Here is a 23404-nt window from a genome sequence, read left to right as displayed (position 1 = left end):
TATAAAATCAGAAAATATCATGAAAAACAGAGTTACAGGATTAGGAGGGTTCTTTTTTAAGACCAATGACCCGAACAAAATCAAGGATTGGTACAAAACACATTTGGGCTTGAACACGGACCAATATGGCTGCACCTTTTGGTGGAAGGACCAAGAAGGCAATGATTGTTCCACCCAATGGAGTCCATTTAAAGAGGATACCACCTACTTTCAACCCAGTAAAAAACAGTTTATGATGAACTTTCGGGTAGAAAATCTCGTGGAACTTTTAGAGGAGTTGAAGAGAGAAGGTGTCACCATTGTTGGGGAAATGGAAGAATATGAATATGGTAAATTTGGTTGGATTTTGGACCCTGAGGGAAACAAATTAGAGCTCTGGGAACCTGTTGATAAAGCATTTCTATAGCTATTAAATTATTTATTACATTTAGAAATCGTTTAACCAACACATTAAAAACCATGTCTGAAGAAAAGAAAGACCTAGGAGACCAAGCAGAAGAAACTGCAAAAGATTTTAAAGAAGAAGCCAAAAAGACTGCCAATGAATTTTCGGAAGGTCTTAAAGGTGCCGGAGGTGACAATAAAAAAATCCTTGCAGGTATCTTGGCGATTATCGTGGGCTCTTTTGGGATTCATAAATTTATTTTAGGTTACAACAAGGAAGGATTTATCCTATTGGGCGTTTCAATTTTAGCATATGTGCTTTCATGCGTTGGAATTGGTTTGCTTTTTGTTTGGATTCCAGGGATTATAGGATTGGTTGAAGGAATCATCTATTTGACCAAGTCCGATGAGGAATTCTACAACACGTACCAAGTAGGTAAAAAGCCTTGGTTCTAAAAAGAAATGGGCCAGAGAAAAATCACTCTGGCTTTTTTATTTACTCCCTTTATCGTAATATTGCAATATTAATTTTATATTTGTCATCAAATTATGAATTATGGGAGCTTCCAAAACCCACATCTTTTCTTCAACCCACAATGAACTAGCGCACGTCGCCAAAGTTTTGGCCCATCCCGCCCGTGTTGCCATTTTGGAGTACATCAGTAAACAAGATGCCTGTATCTGTAATGATTTGGTGGATGTCATCGGTTTGGCACAACCCACTATCTCACAACATTTGAACGAAATCAAAAAAATTGGACTCCTAAAAGGCACTTTTGAAGGTAAAAACCTTTGCTATTGCATCAACCAAGAACGATGGGAAGAATTACAGCATTCGTTCCATCTGTTCTTTTCCAATATTAACCGTAATTGCTGTTAACTATGAAAACATCCGAATTTCTATCCGTACTAAAGCAACACCAAGACAAAAGCTTGCTTTTTGAATATGCTCCGGACAAATTGGTCGGCGCCAATTATCATATTACCGAGGTTAAAAACATCACCATTGATTCCGTGGATTGTGGTGCAGGAACCGATTTCTGGAAGGAAACCATTGTCCAACTTTGGGAAAGTCCAAAAGAAAAAGATAAAAGAGAATTTATGTCGGTTTACAAAGCGTTGGCCATTCTCAACAAGGTAGACCGCATTAAACCTATGGTGCAAGAGGCCGAAATCAAGTTTGAGTATAGCAATGAAGACTTTCATACCGCTCAACTTTTTGTGAGTGATTATGCACTGGATAACCAATCATTAATCGTGAAGTTATCTGTTCAAAAAACAGATTGTAAGGCAAAAGAAACGTGCGGTGTAGAACCCAAGGCCGAAGTTAAGCAAGAAGCTGCCGCTTACTGTACCCCCGGTTCCGGTTGTTGCTAAAAAATCATGGTCATCCGCAACATGCAGGCTTCCGATTGGGAGCAAGTCAGCCAAATTTACAGCGAAGGTATAGCCACTGGTTTTGCCACGTTTGAAACCAATGCCCCCAGCTATGAAAGTTGGGACAGTGCCCATATTTCTTCTTGCCGTATAGTGGCGGAAGAGGGCAATACTATTTTAGGATGGGCTGCCCTGTCCCCAGTGTCCAGTAGATGTGTGTATGGCGGTGTGGGTGAAGTAAGTGTTTACATTGGTGCTTCAAGTCGAGGAAAAGGCGTAGGAAAATTGCTTATGGATCAACTTATTACAGAAAGTGAAAACGCAGGATTCTGGACCATTCAATCTGGTATTTTTCCTGAAAATAAAGCGAGCATAAAACTACATGAGAAAGTAGGTTTTCGCTATATTGGCAAGCGCGAACGCGTGGGTAAAATACATGGGGTTTGGAAAGATAATCTGTTATTTGAAAGACGCAGCAACAACGTTGGAATTGACTAAACATCATCTCAAAAAAGAAGTATGAAAAACGTATTGGTACTTTGCACGGGAAACTCATGCAGAAGTCAAATGGCACATGGGTATCTGAATCATTTTCAAGATAAATTGGCAAAAATTTATAGCGCTGGAATCGAGACCCACGGACTTAATCCCATGGCCGTTGAAATCATGAAAGAGGATAAGGTGGATATTTCGCACCACACCTCTAACCATGTGGATGAATATGCCGGTATTGAATGGGATTACATCATCACTGTGTGCGACCATGCCAAGGAGCACTGCCCTTTTATACCAGCCAAGAATGCAAGAAGAATGCATCAAAATTTTACCGACCCTTCCAAGGTACAAGGCTCAGATCAAGAAATCCATGAGGCTTTTGTGAGCACGCGAGATGAGATAAAGGAGTTTTGTCACGACTTTGTTCGGGAAGAGCTTATGGATTAATATCTCCCAAATCTGTAGTGCTAGTGGCACCCTCCGCCACTTTTCGCTCCAATTCTGCCTGAAACTCTTCCATAACCGGTTTAACCGTGTCTTCGGGAAGGTCTGCTATCTTTATATACATTAATCCATCCACAGAATTGTTGAAGAGTGGATCAACATTGAACGCCACCACTTTTGCATTCTGTTTGATGTATTTTTTAATCAAAACCGGCAATCGCAAACTGCCAGGCTCCACCTCGCTGATCAATTTATCGAACTTGTTCAAGTCTGCTTGGGTCTCATCAAATATAAATTCCTTGTCCGCATCCTTTAATTGCACTTTGAACTCCTTTTTGGGTCGAATGTACTGGGCCACATAAGGATCCCAATAGTTGGACTTCATGAATTCGATCATTAACGATTTGGAAAAGTTGGAGAACTGGTTGCTGATACTTACACCGCCAATCAAATATTTGTGCTCTGGATGCCGAAGCGTTGTGTGCACGATGCCCTTCCAAAGCAAGAATAGTGGCATAGGTTTTTGCTGATATTCCTTGACAATATAAGCCCTTCCCATTTCGATGGATTTCTCCATCATTCCATACAATTCTGGTTCAAATCGGAATAAATCCTGAAGGTAAAACCCATCTATGCCGTACTTTTTGAAGATTTCTGATCCCAATCCCATCCGGTAGGCCCCTACAATGGTCTTTTCATCATTGTCCCATAAAAACAGATGGTGGTAATAGGAATCAAACTTATCCAGATCAATAGCGTTGTTGGTCCCCTCTCCTACTTCCCGAAACGTAATTTCTCGCTGTCTTCCAATCTCATTCAAGCAGAAGGGCATGTCTCCCTGCTGGGCCAGGTATACTTCATAGTTTTTACTCTGTAAAACTCGGCAATCCTTTTCCCGAAGTCTTTCAATCTCGCCTTCCAGCACCTTTTTACTGACCTGCGTTGCAATCTTTTTAGGCGGTTTTGGAATTTTTAGGCTGGTTGGAACCTTATCAATCAACCGTTCCTTTTCAAAAACATTGGCTAAAAGGTAGGTTTTCTTTCGTAGCAGTTCTGTGTAGGATTCCAAGGTTTCTTCTTCATTTTGGGTATTGACTGAAATAGGTTGGCCAATACGCACTTTAATGGGTCTTCTGCTCTGTGATGTCAACTCGGATGGCAACTTGGCCGTACGAAACACATCGTTCATTTTGGACAATCGGTAAAACAACCGGCTGTTACGGGCGTGGAAATAAATAGGCACAACAGGCACCTCAGCTTTCCGAATCAACTTAATGGCGGCTTCTTCCCATGGTTTGTCAACCACCAACTTCCCATCTCGGTACGTCGACACCTCGCCCGCCGGAAAAATTCCCAAGGGGTGCCCCTCCTTTAAATGGGCCAATGCGTTTTTAAAACCCATAATACTGCTCTTGGCATCTTTATGGTCCTCAAACGGATTTACAGGCATGATGTAGGGCTTCAATGGCTCTATCCGATGCAGTAAAAAATTGGCGATAATCTTAAAATCCGGGCGCTCGTTCAACAACAATTTCAAAAGCAAGACCCCATCAATTCCTCCAAGTGGGTGATTGCTGATAGTGATATAAGGACCTGTTTTTGGCAATCGCTTTAAATCCTCTTCCGGAATATCAAAGTCAATCTCGTAATGGTCAAGAATGGAATCCAAAAACTCGGGACCAGGAAGCTCCTTGTTCTTATTGTAAAATCTATTTATGGTGGTAATTTTGGTGGCCACCATTAGCAGCCATCCCACAAAAGTGCCCAGGAATCCATACTTATCAAGGTGAATCACCTTAGCCACTTCTTTAGCAGAAACCAACCCCATGAACTATCTATATTGTTTAGGTATCTGTAAAGATAGAAAATTACGGCTATTGGCCCCCTTACTAAAAAAGTTGCATCTAATCCCTTATTTTACAACCAATTGCACGGTTTCCTTGCCTCGTTGCTCCACCAATACGGACTTCCCATTTTGTAGGGATTTGACCGCATTGTCATCAAAATGGCGGATGGTGTAGAGTGCAACGTCCTCATGGCAAACTACCTTGAATTTTTTCTTCAACTCTTCCAACAAAGGCTGAAGTCCGTTGAACTTATTGTCCAAGCATACTGAAAAGCTGATGGCCGAGTTTTGTATCAAATCCACCTTTAGTCTGTGGTGATGGAAGAGCTTAAAAATCTCACTGATGTTGTCTTCAACAATAAATGAAAAGTCCAAAGAAGACAGTTTCAGTAGCACTTGATTCTTTTTCACAATAAAACAGGGAGTCTTTGGGACAATCCCAATGCCCTTGCCTACCGTGGTGCCCATATCTTTGGGGTTAAGGAAAGATTTTACATGAAGGGGTATTTCCTTTCTTTGAAGTGGCTGCAAGGTTTTGGGGTGGATTACCGATGCACCATAAAAAGCCAATTCTATCGCTTCGCGATACGAAATCTGTTCCAATAACAAGGTCTCCTTGAAGTTTCGCGGGTCGGCATTCAATACTCCGGGAACATCCTTCCAAATGGTGACCGACTCAGCATTTAGGCAATACGCCAAAATAGCTGCGGTATAATCGGAACCCTCTCTACCCAAAGTGGTAGTAAAGTTATTATCATCACTTCCTAAAAAACCTTGGGTGATATTCAATTTGGACATATCCACTCTGGCGGAAACCTCGGCCTGCGTTCTGTCCCAATTGATTTGTGCATCACGATAATTATTGTCGGTTTTAATCAAATTCCGAACATCCAACCACGTGTTTGAAATGCCTATTTCGTTCAAATAAGCACTGATAATGGTGGTGGACACCAACTCTCCATACCCAACCACCTGATCATACACAAAGGCGTATTTGGGTGATTTGTTCCACGTTAAAAAGCCTTTAACCTCTTCAAAAAGCAATTTTACCCGATCATAGATGGGGTGCTTGGGATTTTCGAACAAATTGGATAGAATTCCATTATGGTAATCAATGACCTCTTGCAAGGCCGAAGAAATGGAACTTTTATCTTTAAAATAGGATTCCACCACAATTTCCATGGCATTGGTGGTCTTTCCCATGGCCGATATCACCACTAGGGTATCTTTATGGCCAACTTCCTGCAACACTTTTACCACATTCCTAACAGCATCGGCATCCTTTACTGATGCCCCACCAAACTTAAATACTCTCATTCAGTAATTTACTTGTAAATATTAGTTTAAACTATCTATATAATTTTTGATTCCTTGTTCATCCATCTGAACCACATCCCAATCCCGGAGCACCTTAGCACCCTTTTTTTCATAGAATTCGATGGCGGGCTCATTCCAGTCCAACACCTCCCAGCAGATTCTGCGTACACCTAAGCCATGGCCATATTTTATGACTTCATCCAGCAATGCGGTTCCAAGGCCACTGCCTCGCATCCGCTCTGCCACAATAAGGTCTTCTAAATGAATTGCAGGTCCTTTCCATGTTGAGTATCGGGGATATACCAACGCAATGCCCACGATTTCATTTCCTACCTCTGCAACAAAACAATGGAATTGTTTATCGGCGCCAAAACCATCTTTTTCCAAATCTTCTTTGGAAATTTCAACGGCATCAGGTTCCTTTTCAAAATCCGCCAATTCTTGTACCAAGGCCAAAACTTGACCCATATCTTCTTTCTTGGCATCTCGTATTACATACTCCATATTGTTACAAATAAAACTCAAAGTTATAAATATCTAAAACTTTAGCCTTACGAAAACGTTTTAGATTCACAAAATGCCCGATATTTGTCCGTAAATAAAACAGTATTCCATGTTTGAGCAACAGCACCGAACTTTAGGTGAATTCATCATCGCCAATCAAAATTCATTTCAATATACCTCTGGTGAACTTTCCCGTTTGCTCAATGGGCTTCGTTTGGCCGCCAAAGTAGTCAATCACGAGGTGAACAAAGCAGGTCTGGTAGACATAATTGGCGCTGCTGGCGAAAAAAATATCCAAGGGGAAAATCAACAAAAGTTGGATGTGCTGGCCAACGAGAAATTCATTGAAACCTTAAAAAACAGGGAAATTGTCTGTGGTATCGCCTCCGAAGAGGAAGATGATTTTATCAGTATCAACAGTTTTGACAAACAGCACCAAAATAAATATGTGGTTCTTATTGACCCGTTGGACGGATCTTCCAATATTGATGTGAATGTTTCCGTAGGAACCATTTTTTCCATCTACCGAAGGGTCACTCCCGTGGGCACCCCGGTTACTCTGGAAGATTTTTTGCAACCCGGAAAAAATCAGATTGCCGCCGGATACATCATTTACGGAACCTCCACTATGCTGGTTTACACCACGGGTGATGGTGTAAATGGCTTTACCCTGAATCCCGCTTTGGGAACATTTTATTTATCGCATCCCAAAATGGAATTCCCGGAAACAGGTAAAATATACTCCGTAAATGAAGGGAACTACATCCATTTTCCACAGGGAGTGAAGGACTATATCAAATATTGCCAAAAAGAGGAAGGTGACCGACCCTATACCTCTCGCTATATTGGCTCTTTGGTGTCCGATTTTCACCGCAACATGATCAAGGGTGGAATCTACATGTACCCTAAAAGCAGTGTGGCGCAAAATGGAAAACTGCGGTTACTGTACGAGTGCAACCCGATGGCTTTTTTGGCCGAACAGGCCAATGGAAAAGCCAGTAATGGCTTTCAACGCATCATGGACATTCAGCCAACTGAACTGCACGAACGAGTTCCGTTTTTCTGCGGAAGTAAAAAAATGGTGGAAAAAGTCGAGGAATTTATGGCCAACGCCAATTCTTAGCTCTCCTTGCGTGTCACGATTTCGTGATAATCCTCAAAATCGATTCTTCCCGTGAAGATGGCAATCGACTTATCAATGATCTGCGAAGCCATTTTTGGAGGAAAACCTAAACCAATTGCATACTTCTCAACCATGACACGCTCTTCAGCATCAATTTCATGGTCTGAGAAAATGATTTGGAAAAATTCGAAAAGCCTTTTGTAACGTTTTTCACCACTGTGGGGAGTCTCAATAGGATATTTGTTCTCCTTTTTCATGACCTCTTTGAATTCCTCTTCAGAAATGTTCAATTTAAAGGCGAACTTTTCCAAAATGGCTTTTTCATTAGGATTGATCTCTCCATCAATGGCAGCCAAACTGGCCAAAGTGGCAAAGTGGGCCAAGTTTTTCCTGTGGTCTCCGTGCTCGTATAGATCTAGAATCGGCATATCTCAAATTTTGTGGCACAAATATAAATCTTATCGCAAAAAAAGCAGGTAAAATAGCACCAAAAGAAATTCGTACTTTTCAATTCGCTGTATCATCAATCGTACAATGCCATCAAAAGAGTCTGAACTTTTTCAAATTGCTGAAAATTGGTTTCACCAACAAAACTGGGAACCCTTTCCGTTTCAAAAAGAGACGTGGAAGGCTTTTTTGGATGGAAAACATGGGTTACTGAACGCTCCCACCGGTAGCGGGAAAACCTACGCCCTTTGGTTTCCCATTGTGTTGAATTACATCAAAAACCACCCAGACTACAAAACCAAACACAAGAAAGGTCTGAAAGCAATTTGGATTACCCCCCTCCGGGCACTTTCCCAAGAAATCAAACAATCCGCGGAGCGAATCACACAAGATTTGGGGACGCAGATGACGGTGGGAATTCGTACCGGGGACACTTCAACCAAAGAACGGGCGAGACAAAAAACCACCATGCCCGACCTTTTAATCACTACCCCAGAAAGTTTACAATTGTTGCTTTCCTCAAAAGGGTATGACAAACTTTTTAAGGATTGTTCCGCAATTGTGGTTGATGAATGGCACGAACTTTTAGGCACCAAAAGGGGGGTCCAGATGGAGCTGGGCCTATCCCGACTAAAATCGGTTTGCAAAAATCTTCGGATTTGGGGCATCTCAGCCACCATTGGCAACTTGGAACAGGCCCGGGAGGTCTTGTTGGGACCAACGTCCGCAGAATTGGAAAATTCAATTTTGGTAAAAGCCAACCTCAATAAAATAATAACCGTCAAAAGTATCATCCCAAAAGAAATGGAAACCTTCCCATGGCGAGGTCATTTGGGACTGCATTTGTTGGATGAAGTGGTACCCATCATCAATAACAGTAAAACCACATTACTTTTCACCAATACCCGAAGTCAATGCGAAATCTGGTTCCGGCAACTATTGGAAAAATATCCCGAGTTTGCTGGGGAAATCGCCATGCACCATGGCAGCATCAACAAAGAAACCCGACTTTGGGTGGAGCAGGCCATCCGGAATGAAAGTTTAAAAGCGGTGGTCTGTACCTCAAGCCTGGATTTGGGTGTGGATTTTGCCCCAGTGGAAACAGTGGTTCAGATTGGAGGCCCCAAAGGCGTAGCCCGATTTTTACAACGTGCTGGCCGCAGTGGGCATCGCCCCGGAAAAGAAAGTGTCATTTACTTTTTGCCTACCCATGCCATGGAGCTCATTGAGGCCTCGGCCATGCAAAAAGCCGTTTTGAACAGCGCCGTTGAAGACCGCATTCCCTATTTGAACAGTTTTGATGTGCTTATTCAATACTTGACCACTTTAGCGGTTTCCGATGGTTTTTTCCCCGAGGAAATCTATCCAGAAATCAAACAGACCTTCTGCTACCAAGCCATAAGCGATGAGCAATGGCAATGGCTGCTCAATTTTTTGGTGATGGGCAGTCAAAGCTTAAAAACGTATGATGAATACAAAAAAGTGGAAGTTGAGGATGATGGAAGATTCAAGGTGAACAGCAGGGCGGTTGCCATGCGACACCGATTTCAAATTGGGACTATTGTGGGGGATGCCACCATTCATGTTCGCTACCAAAAAGGAGGGTACATTGGTTCCATTGAGGAGTATTTTATTTCCAAATTGAGTCCTGGGGATGTGTTCACCTTTGCGGGTAGAAATTTGGAGTTCATTCGGATAAAAGGTATGTCCGCTCATGTTCGGAATTCCTCCAAACGTACCAATAAAGTACCCAGTTGGATGGGTGGCCGACTCAGTTTTTCAGCAAAAATGTCTGAACTCCTTCGTCAAGAATTGTACACGGCCGAAATCCCTTTTTCAAAACAATCCAAGGAAATCCAATCCTTAGCTCCCATGTTTGCAAAGCAACGGGAAGAAAGTAGTGTCCCGCTCCCCAACCAATTCCTTATTGAGACTTTCGAGACCAACGACGGTCATCACCATATTTTTTATCCGTTTGAGGGAAGGGCCATCCATGAAGGCATGAGTAGTCTTTTGGCCTATCGAATTAGTTTGCTGACGCCGATTACCTGTTCCCTCGCCTTTAATGACTATGGTTTTGAGTTGCTCTCAGACAAACCCATCGATATCCAATCTATTTTGGACAATAATTTGTTCACTTCCGAATACATGCTTTCCGACCTTCAAAAAAGTTTGAACTCCAACGAAATGGCCCGACGAAAATTCCGGGACATAGCCGTTATCAGCGGTATGGTATTTACCGGTTATCCCGAAAAAGGGGTGAAAATGAAACACCTACAAAGCAGTTCCGAGCTTTTGTTTGACGTATTCAAGGATTTTGAGGACGACAATCTCCTCTACCAACAAGCCTATACCGAAACTTTTGAGCATCAATTGGAAGAAGGTCGTTTGCGCTTGGCCCTGGAACGCATCGCCCAACAGGAAATCGTTTGGAAGCAATGCAATCAACCTACTCCGTTCTCATTTCCAATCATCACCGATAGGCTAAGGGAGAAATTATCCAATGAAAAACTAGCGGATCGCATCAAAAGAATGACAGCCAAGCTTTCTCGATGACAAGGGTCATATTCTTGTCATTTCGAAATGAGGAGTGAAGCGACGATTGAGAAATCTCAACCGATACCAGATTTCTCACACTCACTTTGCTCGGTTCAAAATGACAATAACACTAAATTTGTACCAACAAACCATCGTGACCCAAAACATTCACATAAAGCATCAGGAATTTGTATTGCACCCTTTAGGCGGCCTGTTTTGGGCAGAAAAATCCATGCTCCTCATCAGCGATGTGCATTTAGGCAAAGTCTCCCATTTTAGAAAATTTGGGGCTGCTGTGCCCAGAAAGGCCATCCATAAAAATTTTGTGTTGTTGGATAAAATCGTGGCGGATTTTCAACCCTTTCAAATTTGTTTTTTGGGTGATCTGTTCCATTCTTCCCTAAACAAAGAATGGGAATTGTTTGAAAATTGGGTGGCCAAAACACCCGCCGAGATTATTTTGGTGTCCGGTAACCATGACATCATCGACCCCGAAAAATACCGGCAGCTCAAAATTGAAATTTTACCCGAACTCATCATCGATGATTTTCTTTTGACACATCACCCAGAGGAACGCAAAGATTTTTTTACGTTTTGTGGACATATTCACCCCGCGGTAAAACTTCATGGTTTTGGACGACAGAAACTTCGACTACCTTGCTTTTTTAAAAGTAAGTCTCAGATGATATTGCCCGCTTTTGGGGAATTTACTGGCACCCATGCCCTAAATCCTTCTAAAGATGATGAGGTTTATGCCATTGTGGAAGATACCGTCGTAAAAGTTTAAATCGGCCCTTGTCCAAATTGGTTCTTCAGTTTATCTTTGTCGCAAAGTTTTTGGATTGACCAAAACCCCCATTTCCCAACGCTTTGCACAGTCTCCGTCTCTCAGGAAACTGAAGGAAACCATTGCCCAGTCTCAAAATACCAATACCAAAATCAATCTTAAGGGACTGATAGGTTCATCCCTTTCCTTTGTGATTTCGGAGACATTTGCTTCAGTAGAAAGCCCTTTTTTATTGATTCTCAATGATAAAGAAGAGGCTGCCTATTATTTGAACGATTTGGAACAATTGATTGGTGAGCATGATGTGTTGTTCTATCCTGGAAGTTACCGAAGGCCTTATCAGATTGAGGAAACCGACAATGCCAATGTGTTGCTCCGTGCCGAAGTGCTGAACCGCATCAACTCACGAAAAAAACCGGCGGTCATTGTTACCTATCCCGATGCGCTTTTTGAAAAAGTGGTCACCCGAAAGGAGTTGGACAAAAACACACTCAAAATAAGATTGGAGGACACCCTTTCCTTGGATTTTCTGAATGAAGTGCTTTTTGAATACCAGTTCAAACGGGTGGATTTTGTTACAGAACCTGGGGAATTTTCCGTTCGTGGGGGAATTGTGGATGTGTTTTCCTTTTCGCATGATGAACCCTACCGTATCGAATTTTTTGGGGACGAAGTGGATAGCATCCGAACCTTTGATGTAGAAACCCAGCTCTCCACCGAAAAGGTGAAGAAGATTACCATCATTCCCAATGTGGAGAACAAATTTTTGGAGGAATCCCGAGAGAGCTTTCTAAAATACATTTCACCCAAAACGTTGGTTTTTGCCAAGAATCCCGCTTTAATCTACGACCGTATTGATTCCTTTTTTGCAAAAGCCGAAGAAAGTTTTGCCAAACTCAGCAAAGAAATCAAACATGCGGAACCCAAAGAACTTTTTGTGGATTCAGCTTTGCTGAAATTGCAGTTGGAGGATTTTTCACTGGTTGAAATCAATAGCGGCAATACTGATATCTCGACTGCGCTCGATGTGACATTCAATACCAAACCTCAACCCTCTTTCAACAAAAAATTCGACCTGCTCATAGAAAACCTCAATGAAAATCGCGAAGCAGGTTTTACCAATTATATTTTCTGTTCCACAGAACAACAGGCCAAGCGTTTTCATGACATTTTTGATGAAGTGGACCAAACGGTGCATTACCAAACTTTGGTTTTCCCGCTTTATCAGGGTTTCATCGATTTGGATTTAAAACTGGCATGTTATACCGACCATCAAATCTTTGAACGGTACCATAAATTCCATTTAAAAAATGGCTACGCCAAAAAGCAGGCCATCACCCTTAAGGAACTCAATAAGCTAGAAATTGGAGACTATGTGACGCACATTGATCATGGTATTGGTAAGTTCGGTGGGCTTCAAAAAATTGATGTGGAGGGTAAAAAGCAGGAAGCCATTAAGCTCATCTACGGTGACCGTGACATTTTGTATGTGAGCATCCACTCCCTTCACAAAATTTCCAAATACAATGGCAAGGACGGGGCTCCTCCCAAAATCTATAAACTGGGTTCTGCCGCTTGGAAAAACTTAAAGCAAAAGACCAAGAGTCGAGTCAAAAAAATTGCGTTCGACCTCATTCAAGTCTATGCCAAGCGCCGTTTGGAAAAAGGGTTTCAATCTGCTCCGGACAGTTATTTGCAGCATGAGTTGGAGGCTTCATTTATCTATGAGGACACTTTGGATCAAGAAAAGTCTACCCAAGACGTGAAAAAGGACATGGAAAGCGAGCGCCCCATGGACCGCCTTATTTGTGGCGATGTAGGCTTTGGAAAAACGGAAGTGGCCATTCGGGCTGCATTTAAGGCCGTGGACAATGGCAAACAAGTGGCCGTTTTGGTCCCTACCACCATTTTGGCCTTTCAACACAACCGAACTTTTAAGGAGCGATTAAAAGATATGCCAGTAAGTGTGGACTACCTCAATCGGTTTAGGACAGCAAAGGAGAAAAAGGATGTATTGGAACGATTGGCCGCCGGGAAAATTGATATCATCATCGGAACCCATCAATTGGTGAACAAAAATGTGCAGTTCAAGGATTTGGGTCTGCTAATTGTGGATGAAGAGCAAAAATTCGGGGTTTCGGTAAAAGAAAAACTACGTTCCATCAAGGAAAATGTGGATGTGCTCACCTTGACTGCCACACCTATTCCACGTACCCTACAATTTAGTTTGATGGCGGCCCGCGACCTTTCGGTCATCAACACTCCGCCACCTAACCGCTACCCTATCGAGAGTCAGGTGATTCGATTTAATGAAGAGATTATTCGTGATGCAGTTTCCTATGAAATTCAGCGGGGTGGACAGGTGTTCTTCATCCACAATCGTATTGAAAACATTAAGGAAGTGGCCGGAATGATCCAACGTTTGGTTCCCGATGCCAAAATCGGGATTGGGCATGGGCAGATGGAAGGCAAAAAACTGGAACAACTCATGCTCGCCTTTATGAATGGGGAGTTTGATGTTTTAGTTTCCACCACCATTGTGGAAAGTGGCCTGGATGTAACCAACGCCAACACCATTTTCATAAACAATGCCAATAATTTTGGGTTGAGTGACTTGCACCAGATGCGGGGCCGTGTGGGCCGAAGCAACAAAAAAGCCTTCTGCTTTTTCATCACGCCACCTTACGAGGTAATGACCCCTGATGCCCGAAAACGTATTGAAGCATTGGAGCAATTTACCGATTTGGGCAGTGGATTCAACATCGCCATGAAGGATTTGGAAATTCGAGGAGCAGGGGATTTGTTGGGTGGAGAGCAGAGTGGATTTATCAACGAAATAGGGTTTGAGACCTATCAAAAAATATTGGCCGAGGCCATTGAAGAGCTCAAGGAAAATGAATTCAAGGAGTTGTATGATGAAGTGGAATCCGGCAAGGAAAAAACCTATGTGAAGGAGCTACAGTTGGATACGGATTTTGAGTTGCTCTTTCCAGACCACTACATCAACAACATTACCGAACGCTTGAATCTTTACACCCAACTCAATGATGTAAAAGATGAGGAAGGACTCCAAAAATACGAAGCGGAACTGATGGACCGCTTTGGTGAACTCCCCGAAGAAGCCGAAGACTTACTCAATTCGGTGCGAATCAAATGGATTGCCACTCATATTGGCCTGGAGAAAGTGGTCTTAAAGCAAGGCAAATTTATTGGGTACTTCATCGCCGACCAACAATCGGATTTCTACCAAAGCCCCGTATTCACCCAAGTCCTCCAGTATGTTCAAAGACATCCACAACAAGCCAAACTCAAGGAAAAGCAAACCCGAAACGGATTGCGATTATTATTGGTTTTTGACCGAGTTACCGGTGTGGAAAAGGCGTTAAAGGTTTTGGAGCCGTTTAGCAATCAACAACTTATAGCCAAGTAGAATTAGTATAGTCAACTCGATTTTCCTAGATTTACATCAAGGTCAACAAAATGAGGTTTCTGTTCTTTTTGGCTGTGTCCATAATTTTGCTAGTGGTTGTCTTAGTTTTTAAACTAAATCAACTTTTGCTATTATTCTTTCTAAGTATTTCTTTATCTCTTTTTTTTCTCAAGACAAAAAAGCGTCCGCTTGATAATTTGATTAAAATTTCAGCATTATTTATCCTGATTCATATTGTTATCTTTCCTTTATTCTATTTATCTCAACTAAAAAAAGACAGCAAGTCATTTGAATTTGACAATTATATTAAAAACATTGAAAAGGATAATGCTTTGAATGATATAAGAAGCAATCTAAAACCAAATGAAATAGAGAAAAGACTTGAACTAATTAAAGAACTTTTAAGTGATGGTAATGAGAATCTATATTTGAAGCTTTCCGAAATTTATAATTCAAACCAAATATATCGCTTAAACAATTTCTTATTTATTGGTCGTATAAATGAATTCGAAAAAGGTCCTCCAGGTACTGGATTAAAATATGAAAGATTGATTTATATCTACAATATAGATGGAATACATAAAAAAGACATAGTAGAATATGTTGGCTCTGTGCAGGATACAATAAAAGGCTCTCTTTTTAATTTTCTATCTCTAGAAAAACAAATCTTAGAAAATAAATTGAGTGATTTTTCCAGTTTGAACCATGAGATTGAAAAGCAGGAAAACTTTTGGACTTATTCGAGAATATTACCATACGTGATAAATATTTTTAACACTGATAATATTAAGCCCAAATCTAGATCTGCCAATTTTCTTTTTTTCACACACAACTTCATAGTTGTGGTTTTTATCATTGGTTTGCTTGGCAGTTCCTTATATTCAATAATCAATCAAAAAAAATGAGATTCCGTGTCAAGCACGGAATGACATTAAATCAAAAAGCCTCATATACCTGCTTGACAAACTCCCCAATCTGTGAGGGTTCCAGCCAGCGAGTTACGATGAGCAACCCACTTTTTTGGTCCACCACAATGAAGTTACCTCCAAATCCAGCTGCGTAAAATACATGGTCGGGCACATCTTCCCAATGTCGGGGTCCTCTTTGATTCAACCACCACATATAGCCATAGTTCACATTGGGCACCGACGGTTGTGTTGCTTTTTCAATCCAATCCTCACTCACCAATTGTTGCTCCCTCCATTTTCCATTGTTGAGGAACAACAAACCAAAACGGGCCATATCTTCTGTAGAGATAAACAAACCTGCTCCCGAGTGACCTCCGCCCGTCACGGATTTCATTTTCAGCCCATCGATTACGGTCCAAGCATGGTCATACCCGTACCACCGCCACGTTGAGCTGGCTTCAATTTTATCCATAATTTGCTCCCGTAACACCATGGGAAGTGGCTTGCGCCATACATGGGTGAGGGAATACGCCAATACATTCACCCGTACATCATTATATTCCATCACCGTTCCGGGTTCGTTGAGAGTTCGGAATTTCCAATCGTCCAAACCGCCTTCGCTAGGTGGGCGATCAGCCCAATCCTTGCCTCCCCAAAGTTCTCCGGACCAGTCCGAGTTTTGCTGCAACAAATGCTCCCAGGTTATTTTGGAATTATGGGCGCCATCAAACGTACCGTCCCAAATATAATCCCCAACCTTATCCGTAACATTTTGAATCAGGCCTTGGTCTTCGGCCAATGCGGCCATGGTTGACAAAAAGCTTTTGGTGACGCTAAAGGTCATATCCACCCGTTTGGTATCACCCCAAGAAGCCAGAAGATATCCATCCTTGATAATCATCCCCGCTGGACCGCCCCGTTTTTTTGTTGGACCCAAAATTTCGTGAAACGGTTCCTGCTTGAAGCCTTCCAATATGGCCTGACGCAAATCGCGTGAGCCGGAATATTCATTATTTTGGGCAAAATCAATGGCTGAACTTAGTTGCTTTTCATTGTACTTAAATTGACTTTTCTCCGCCATTCGCCAAGCTTCAAAACGGATGGGAAAGTAGGATACCTGGGCCATCGACAAATTCAGACTAAAAAGAAAGAGCAGTAGAAAAAAGGGTTGGGAAAGATGCTTCATGAGGATGTACTTTAAAATCGCCTGAAGTTAACGATTGTATTTGGAATCTTCCCAAGAAAGTTTGCATGGGACATCCTGATTTCAGGGGTACATCAAAACCGCTTTCTTAGCACCATTTTTCCGTCGGTATCATAGTAGCGCCATGTGCCCACCTGTTCATCATCTCGAAAACGGCCCGTTATTTTTTCCGAACCATCTGAATAATACTCCGTGTAGCGGCCATGTTTTAGCCCATCCTTTAAATCAACTTCAAACCGTAGTGAGCCACTGGCATAGTTTCTACTAAAAGATTTTGCATTTAGATCCGTGGGATAAATGGGTCTAAGGTTGAAAACGGCATCAGTGATTTCTTCAGGTGTTGGGTTTTGGGTATTGGATTTTGCTGTTTGGTTATTTTCTTCGAACTGTGCATTCTTCTTTACCTCCTCCACATTTTGATAGTTGAGCACCAATCGACTTTCAAACAAATTATCCTCTGGGGTAAGTTGAAACCCAACTTGGGGAAAGCAAATGATAAAGTCCTTATTCTTCCGCATTTTTTGTTTGGTGGTGGCATCGGCCAAGGCATACATGTTATTATACAACACTGGAATGTTGCTGTAGACAAACACCGTAGATTCCGATTCAAAACGAGCATTGAATTTTTTAAACGCTTCAGAGGTAGACAGCGTTTCGCCATCCACCACATCATCAATAATACTTTTTAGGGTGTTGGGATTGTCACTGAAGACCACATAATCCTTAATTTGAGTGAAATAGGGTTTGTCAAACTCCTCAAACCGATTCCCCAGCAACATTTTAAAAAATCCTTTTATGGACAGAAAGTTGATTTCATGCTCTTTATAATTGACCGCTTTGAATTTCACCGGAGTCTTTTTCCGGATTTGTTCCAGCACAAAATCCAAATTTTCTTCGGCCTTTTCCGTATCGTTGACCTTTAGTACCAAAGCCATATCATTCTTTCCTTTGGAAATATGGGACTGAATCTGCAAAAGGGCTACTTCATCCCCAATCCAATTGACAAAGTTTTCCTTGACATCTATTTTCAGGGACTTCTCAACTTTTTCAATCCCAGCTTGGTAGTTTTCAAACTGTTTGGGGTCGTTCTGCTGGACCACTTCAAAATTTCGATAGAACTCAGCGAAGCTATCAAACCCATAACTAATATAAAGCGCGGTCCGTTTTGGCGCTATCTGTGGAATGGTCCGCTCTGCTGTTCCCGACTTTTGCAAAGCCTCCAAATAATTTTCATTGACTGAACTTATATTGGTGAACCCATTGGCCACCAAGGTACTGTTCTCCTCCAAATCAAAATAAAAACCAGAGAAGAGGAAATTTTCACTGGCGCGTTTTACCCAATCGGAAGGTTGGTCCGTAAACCGTTTGATGTAGTCATCAATATAATTGTACTGCACGTACATCCGGAACAAATCCTCATGCCCCACCTTTTGGTTGATTTCAATAAAATTGAGGTTCCGCCCAATGACCGGTTCTTGGTATTGATCTATGGAAGCTTCCACCAAGGTATGGGTATACGATGCCACCAATTGGTTCTTGATAAAAGCCAAATGCATGGTCTCCTTACTTTTTCGGTCGTGTACTTCCAAAATTTCGTGGTGGTGATACGTACGCTTGCTCAAGACATAATCTTCATTAAGCAGGGTATTGAGATAGCTATTGAGCAGTTGTAGTTTGGCAATCCGTTTTAAATCCAGCACATAAAAAATCCCATAATCCTTTGGGGATATCATGTGGATGGAAATGAACAGGGAGCGTCCATCAAAAAATTCAAAAAGGTTATGGTTGTTCTGGAAGACCGTATCAACCTTTTGAATATTCTCGGTCAGCTCTGCGAAATAATCGTTCCCCTGAAGATGGTGCCACCCTTCACTTTCACTGATTTTTTTCCAGCTTTCCACCGGTTGTTCCGATTCCACCACAAAAACAGCATCCTTCGGGATAAGATAAATGGATTGCAGATTGGTCTTTGGGGAAAGGATGAAAATATAGGCCAGATAGCACAAGTAAAGCACCAAAAGTGCCAATACGCCGAATAAGATTCTTTTTTTGGTCATTCTTCCAAAAGTGTCTTTTTCTTAAACGATTTTGAGGCCGTTTTAGTCTAAGACGGAGAGAAAGAAGGAAAGCCTACAATAATTTTAGGTCCTTAATGGTCTTGAAAGCCACATCAACCTGCTCCTCATTTACCAAGATGGTAAACTCGTTTGTGGTAGAAATTACTTCGTAAAGCACAATGCCCTCCCAGGCCAAGCGTTGGAAAATGAAATAATAAATTCCAGGTACGGATACGTTTTCAGCAGGAAGCTTTACAGTAATGGAGGATAAACCTTCCGCTTTTTGGGTGCAGCGTTCGTGCTTGAAGTATTTTTCCACTACCCCATCCATAATATTGCTGATCACAATGTTGATCTCATTGACACCGCGGGAAGAGGTATAAAACACATCTTGATTATCGTTGACCTCTTCCAACAAACGCGCCTGTTGCTGAAGAATGGTATCGGAAGCCAAAAAAGTGTAATCCGTTAGGTTAGATCGCACGGTGATTTCCCCAATATTCTTGAGCACTTTTACAATTCTGTGCGTAGCCCTGAACTCCAAATCGTCTGAAAGACGCTTTAGTGCCATAACAATGGCCCCATCTTTAACATCTTTACCCAAAGCATCGGCTATTTCTGGTTTAATCTGTCGAGATAAAGAAGTAAGGTTAATAATACCCTGAGCTAGAGCAGTTTGCAGGAAAGGCTTCTTTTTAATGTAGTGCTCAACTACAGCGGAAATCGTTTTCATTTTGGTTTGGTTTGCGACAAAAATAACATATTGTTACAAAACAAACAAATGGTTAGAAAAAATAAAATGCATTTTTTAGATGGTCAATTTCAAAATTCGCTCCTTTTTTAATAACGGTTATCACATCAAACCGAACCTCAACATCCAAATCCATTTCCTGAACATACTGATCGGCTGCCTGTATTAAAAGTCGTTGCTTTTTAGGATTAATAGTGGCCGTCATATCTTCCAGGAACCCCATATTTCTTGACTTTACCTCTATAACTGCCAAGGTTTCGCCATGTCTGGCAATGATATCAATTTCCGCCTTTGCAAAGCGGTAATTTCGGGTGCATATTTGATACCCTTCACCTACTAAAAACTCCACTGCAAGTTGTTCTCCCTGCTTTCCAAATTCGTTGTGTTTTCCCATCGCTCTGGAAAAATATTGAAAAAAAGGTGCAGTTCATCGAAAAATTTGGTAGTTCACAGTGATTAAAGCGTTTAGATTGTAATTTGTTGGCTGAATTGAACCACGCCCAACGTTAGCTAAACATATAGTTGCCCCAAAACTATGTACCTAATTAACGCCAGACATTGCTATGGAATACTTCATTAATTGTAATTCCTCAACGTTGGCGCCGTATACTGTTCCCTTGGACGAGTTACGTGCAGCCCACTTGTATAGGAGGCTTGGTTTTAGTGCCTCAGTACAGACCATTAATGCCGCTGTTGGACAAACAGCCGGTGCTCTTGTTGACAGTTTAATAGATCAAGCCCTCACGGCTCCCGTTGTTCCTGCCCCTGCTTGGGCCGATTGGAACAATTCCAATTATCCTGCGGATGACGATTTGGCCGGACAAATGAGACGTGCCCAGCTGGAGGAGTTCAGGACCGCTTACGGGAACTCGCTCTTGGACAATAGTGTGCGAGACCGGTTGAGCTTCTTTTGGAGCAACCACTTTGTAACGGAATTGGACGTATATAACTGCAATCAGTTTTTGTATTACTACATCAATTGTCTGCAACGAAATGCCCTAGGAAATTTTAAAACCTTTGTGCATGAAATTGGTCTTACCAGCGCCATGCTATATTATTTGGATGGTGTCCGTAACCGAGGAAACAATCCCAACGAAAACTATGCCCGTGAGCTTTACGAGCTATTTACTTTGGGAGAAGGCAACGGATACACCGAGCAGGATATCATAGAAACTGCCAAGGCCATTTCTGGTTATACCGAAAGAGGCGAAGAGGGTTGTACCCAGGTGACCTTCAATCCAGAAGATTTTAATACCGATAGCAAGACCATTTTGGGTCAGACGGGTAATTGGAACTATGATAATGTCATTGACATCTTATTCAATGAGAGAGCCAATGAAGTTGCTGGTTTTATTTGCAAAAAACTATATGAATATTATGTGCACCCCGATTCATCTGGTGAAGAAGGTGGAAATGCCCTTGAAATCATTGATGGCATGGCACAGACTTTTATTTCCAACAATTTTGAAATCGCCCCGGTTCTACGTCAACTTTTAAAAAGTCAACACTTTTTTGACGAAACGGCAATTGGGGTTATCATTAAAAGTCCGTTTGACCTTTACTTACATATGGTCAAAGAAACGGGCTTTACCTACGATGACACCACTGTCATCAATATTATAGATTCCGCCGCACTTATTGGTCAGGAACTTTTTGACCCTTACGATGTTGCGGGCTGGCAACGAGACCGCCAGTGGATCAATACCAATTTTATTATTGGTCGTTGGTTGACCGCAGAAATGTATTTGGAAAGATTTTACCAAAACAATGCGGAACAATTTAGAGATTTAGGATTGTCATTATCCGGTACCGCTGGACAGACAAGCAATAATCCAGATGAGGTAGCTAGGCCTATCATCGACTTTTTTACCCCAAAAGGATTATTGACTGATGCAGATTACGACCGAGCCTATGTTGCCTTTAGAAGCGACGTCGATGTCAATTATTACGAAGGAGGCACAACCCCTTCATGGACCCTACTTGGATGGGAAACAGGACCATCGCAAGTTTTCTTGCTACTGCGCCATTTGTCCAGAGAACCCGAATTTCAACTTAAATAACCCCATCACCATGTGCGATAATCACCACACCCACCATACATCTCCACACAAAGGTCTAGAACACGAAGGCCATGATTTGGAACATAAAAATTGGAGCAGAAGATCCTTTATCCAAGCATTGGGAATTGCTGGTTCGGGATCCATGTTCTTGGGAAGCCATTTTATCTCAGCCTCCGCCCCATCCCCTCTTACAGCTGCCATTGCCGCTGCTGAAACCGATAATATTCTGATTCTCATCAGACTATCGGGAGGAAATGACGGATTGAGTACGGTTATCCCGATTCAACAATATGATACTTATGCCAACGCAAGGCCCAACATTTATATTCCCGAAAGTAAAATCCTAAAACTTACCGATGATTTTGGTGTCCCCACCTACATGGGCTCCTTGGAACCACTATGGGGCGAAGGACAGTTCAAAGCCGTTCACGGTGTAGGGTACGACAACCAAAGTCTGTCCCACTTTACAGGGTCCGATATTTTTGCCAATACCGATTTGAACACCACTGGTTTCAGCGGTGAGCCTACCGGTTGGATGGGTAGACACTTCGAAAACATCTACCCTGATTATTTAATCAATCCGCCAGAATCCCCTGCAGCCATCCAAATTGGAAACTTGGCCAACTTGGTTTTCCAAGGAAATGAGACCAACTACGCATTTGTCACCAACAATGTGGATCAATTGCAACAAATTGCAGAAACCGGACTGTTTTATGACATAGAAACCGCACCCTTTGATAACTGTATGTACGGTGATCAATTGCGATTCTTGCGAGGGGTGGCCAACACCACGTATGAATATGCCGGAAAAATCCATGAAGCTTATGAGCGTGGTAACGCCTTGCAGTGTGTTGAATATCAGGACAACGGTTTTGCCAGACAATTGGAACTTTTGGCCAAATTGATCAAAGGAAATTTGGGAACCAAAGTCTACATGATTTCCATTGGAGGATTTGATACCCACGGTAACCAGCCCATTGTTCACGAGCGATTGATGTCCAATCTTTCTATCGCTATTCAAAATTTTTATGACGATTTGGCCTGTACCGAACAAGACGATAAAGTATTGAGTATGACCTTTTCTGAGTTTGGTCGAAGAATCTTCGAAAACGGTTCCAACGGAACCGACCACGGAAAAGCCGCTCCTACCCTTTTCTTCGGTTCTGGATTGAATGGAAGTGCCTTTGTTGGTGACCACCCATCCCTTGATGAACCTAACAATAGAGGTAACCTGGAATATACCATGGATTTTAGAGATCTCTATGGAACCGTATTGGCCGAATGGCTTTGCGTTCCCCGAACTGCCGTGGAACAACACTTATTGGGCTACCAGTACAGAGCCATTGATCTAGGATTCAACTGTAGTGGCGAAGAATTTGATGACATCGCCATGGATAACGATCCACCAACATTTCCAGATACACCACCAAGTGACGATGGTATGACCCCACCAGACCCAGATTTGGTGAACAACATCGTACACACCCCATATTATCCAAACGAACGTGCACCCCACATCCATTTGGAAATGCCTTTTGCCGCCCATGTTGATATTGAACTGTTCAACATCTTGGGACAAAAAGTAGGTACCGTTTTTAACGAAATGATGCTGGAAGGTGCTGTCGAAATCAATATTAGAGAGCGAATGCGCGACAGCCTATCTACCGGAAAATACATTTATAGAATATCCGTTGCCGATCAACGGATGAGCAAATCCGTAATGATCATGTAA

21 protein-coding genes are annotated in these 23404 nt (G+C 42.1%); 13 read left to right on the top strand and 8 right to left on the bottom strand.

The annotated features are described in order from the left end of the window. The first annotated feature begins 19 nt into the window (after nucleotides 1–19). From ACFSJE_RS12365 to ACFSJE_RS12340, 6 genes are all read left to right on the top strand, one after another. Nucleotides 20–406 (top strand): VOC family protein, encoded by a 387-nt coding sequence (locus ACFSJE_RS12365; RefSeq protein WP_379831280.1) that lies wholly within the window; start codon nucleotides 20–22, stop codon nucleotides 404–406. Between the two features lie 53 nt (nucleotides 407–459). Beyond that, on the top strand, nucleotides 460–840 hold the full coding sequence (locus tag ACFSJE_RS12360) for a TM2 domain-containing protein (RefSeq protein ID WP_379831279.1): 381 nt from the start codon (nucleotides 460–462) through the stop codon (nucleotides 838–840). A 100-nt stretch (nucleotides 841–940) separates the two neighbouring features. After that, nucleotides 941–1264 (top strand): ArsR/SmtB family transcription factor, encoded by a 324-nt coding sequence (locus ACFSJE_RS12355; RefSeq protein WP_379831278.1) that lies wholly within the window; start codon nucleotides 941–943, stop codon nucleotides 1262–1264. Nucleotides 1265–1266: 2 nt separating this feature from the next. Then, a complete protein-coding gene (locus ACFSJE_RS12350) occupies nucleotides 1267–1761 on the top strand; it encodes a DUF6428 family protein (RefSeq protein ID WP_379831277.1) in 495 nt (164 codons plus the stop codon). A 6-nt stretch (nucleotides 1762–1767) separates the two neighbouring features. Further along, on the top strand, nucleotides 1768–2259 hold the full coding sequence (locus tag ACFSJE_RS12345; RefSeq protein ID WP_379831276.1) for a GNAT family N-acetyltransferase: 492 nt from the start codon (nucleotides 1768–1770) through the stop codon (nucleotides 2257–2259). 21 nt (nucleotides 2260–2280) lie between these two features. After that, entirely contained in the window at nucleotides 2281–2703 is a 423-nt protein-coding gene (locus tag ACFSJE_RS12340) for an arsenate reductase ArsC (RefSeq protein ID WP_379831275.1), read from the top strand. On the opposite strand, the gene ACFSJE_RS12335 is transcribed toward ACFSJE_RS12340, so the two are convergent. The 3 genes from ACFSJE_RS12335 to ACFSJE_RS12325 all read right to left on the bottom strand — a co-directional run bounded on the left by ACFSJE_RS12335 (nucleotide 2693) and on the right by ACFSJE_RS12325 (nucleotide 6367). After that, the gene (locus ACFSJE_RS12335; protein ID WP_379831274.1) at nucleotides 2693–4528 is read right to left on the bottom strand and encodes a GNAT family N-acyltransferase; all 1836 of its coding nucleotides are present in this window, start codon (nucleotides 4526–4528) and stop codon (nucleotides 2693–2695) included. The genes ACFSJE_RS12340 and ACFSJE_RS12335 overlap by 11 nt on opposite strands. An 84-nt stretch (nucleotides 4529–4612) precedes the next feature. Next, entirely contained in the window at nucleotides 4613–5863 is a 1251-nt protein-coding gene (locus ACFSJE_RS12330) for an aspartate kinase (protein ID WP_379831273.1), read from the bottom strand. A gap of 21 nt (nucleotides 5864–5884) precedes the next feature. Then, complete coding sequence (locus ACFSJE_RS12325; protein ID WP_379831272.1) at nucleotides 5885–6367, bottom strand: GNAT family N-acetyltransferase; 483 nt, start codon at nucleotides 6365–6367, stop codon at nucleotides 5885–5887. A 109-nt stretch (nucleotides 6368–6476) separates the two neighbouring features. Between ACFSJE_RS12325 and fbp the strand changes: the two genes are divergently transcribed. Further along, nucleotides 6477–7490 (top strand): class 1 fructose-bisphosphatase, encoded by a 1014-nt coding sequence (gene fbp, locus ACFSJE_RS12320; protein WP_379831271.1) that lies wholly within the window; start codon nucleotides 6477–6479, stop codon nucleotides 7488–7490. Here the strand turns inward: fbp and ACFSJE_RS12315 are convergent. After that, nucleotides 7487–7918, bottom strand: a complete 432-nt coding sequence (locus tag ACFSJE_RS12315; protein ID WP_379831270.1) for a tellurite resistance TerB family protein — start codon at nucleotides 7916–7918, stop codon at nucleotides 7487–7489. The two genes, fbp and ACFSJE_RS12315, sit on opposite strands and share 4 nt — an antisense overlap. Before the next feature lie 106 nt (nucleotides 7919–8024). Here ACFSJE_RS12315 and ACFSJE_RS12310 point away from each other — a divergent pair, with 106 nt between their 5' ends. The 4 genes from ACFSJE_RS12310 (at nucleotide 8025) to ACFSJE_RS12295 (ending at nucleotide 15597) form a co-directional block, all read left to right on the top strand. Continuing rightward, entirely contained in the window at nucleotides 8025–10493 is a 2469-nt protein-coding gene (locus ACFSJE_RS12310; RefSeq protein ID WP_379831269.1) for a ligase-associated DNA damage response DEXH box helicase, read from the top strand. Nucleotides 10494–10629: 136 nt separating this feature from the next. Then, nucleotides 10630–11262, top strand: a complete 633-nt coding sequence (pdeM, locus tag ACFSJE_RS12305; RefSeq protein ID WP_379831567.1) for a ligase-associated DNA damage response endonuclease PdeM — start codon at nucleotides 10630–10632, stop codon at nucleotides 11260–11262. A 55-nt stretch (nucleotides 11263–11317) separates the two neighbouring features. After that, nucleotides 11318–14692 carry a transcription-repair coupling factor gene (mfd, locus tag ACFSJE_RS12300; protein ID WP_379831268.1) on the top strand — a complete coding sequence of 1125 codons (3375 nt, stop codon included), beginning with the start codon at nucleotides 11318–11320 and terminating at the stop codon, nucleotides 14690–14692. 92 nt (nucleotides 14693–14784) lie between these two features. After that, the gene (locus tag ACFSJE_RS12295; RefSeq protein ID WP_379831267.1) at nucleotides 14785–15597 is read left to right on the top strand and encodes a hypothetical protein; all 813 of its coding nucleotides are present in this window, start codon (nucleotides 14785–14787) and stop codon (nucleotides 15595–15597) included. Between the two features lie 31 nt (nucleotides 15598–15628). Here the strand turns inward: ACFSJE_RS12295 and ACFSJE_RS12290 are convergent, their stop codons facing one another. The 4 genes from ACFSJE_RS12290 to ACFSJE_RS12275 all read right to left on the bottom strand — a co-directional run bounded on the left by ACFSJE_RS12290 (nucleotide 15629) and on the right by ACFSJE_RS12275 (nucleotide 20006). Next, the gene (locus tag ACFSJE_RS12290; RefSeq protein ID WP_379831266.1) at nucleotides 15629–16786 is read right to left on the bottom strand and encodes a serine hydrolase domain-containing protein; all 1158 of its coding nucleotides are present in this window, start codon (nucleotides 16784–16786) and stop codon (nucleotides 15629–15631) included. Nucleotides 16787–16878: 92 nt separating this feature from the next. Further along, entirely contained in the window at nucleotides 16879–18861 is a 1983-nt protein-coding gene (locus ACFSJE_RS12285; protein WP_379831265.1) for a DUF3352 domain-containing protein, read from the bottom strand. A 73-nt stretch (nucleotides 18862–18934) separates the two neighbouring features. Next, nucleotides 18935–19594 (bottom strand): aspartate kinase, encoded by a 660-nt coding sequence (locus ACFSJE_RS12280; RefSeq protein WP_379831264.1) that lies wholly within the window; start codon nucleotides 19592–19594, stop codon nucleotides 18935–18937. A 52-nt stretch (nucleotides 19595–19646) separates the two neighbouring features. Continuing rightward, the gene (locus ACFSJE_RS12275; protein ID WP_379831263.1) at nucleotides 19647–20006 is read right to left on the bottom strand and encodes a YraN family protein; all 360 of its coding nucleotides are present in this window, start codon (nucleotides 20004–20006) and stop codon (nucleotides 19647–19649) included. A gap of 169 nt (nucleotides 20007–20175) precedes the next feature. On the opposite strand from ACFSJE_RS12275, the gene ACFSJE_RS12270 reads away from it, so the two are divergent. Continuing rightward, entirely contained in the window at nucleotides 20176–21672 is a 1497-nt protein-coding gene (locus ACFSJE_RS12270) for a DUF1800 domain-containing protein (protein ID WP_379831262.1), read from the top strand. Between the two features lie 10 nt (nucleotides 21673–21682). Further along, nucleotides 21683–23404, top strand: a complete 1722-nt coding sequence (locus ACFSJE_RS12265) for a DUF1501 domain-containing protein (RefSeq protein WP_379831566.1) — start codon at nucleotides 21683–21685, stop codon at nucleotides 23402–23404.

It is taken from the genome of Flagellimonas iocasae, assembly GCF_042682725.1.
Taxonomy (GTDB): domain Bacteria; phylum Bacteroidota; class Bacteroidia; order Flavobacteriales; family Flavobacteriaceae; genus Flagellimonas; species Flagellimonas iocasae.
The sequence above is the reverse complement of the archived record's forward strand: the minus strand, read 5'-3'. Positions and strand labels throughout refer to the sequence as shown.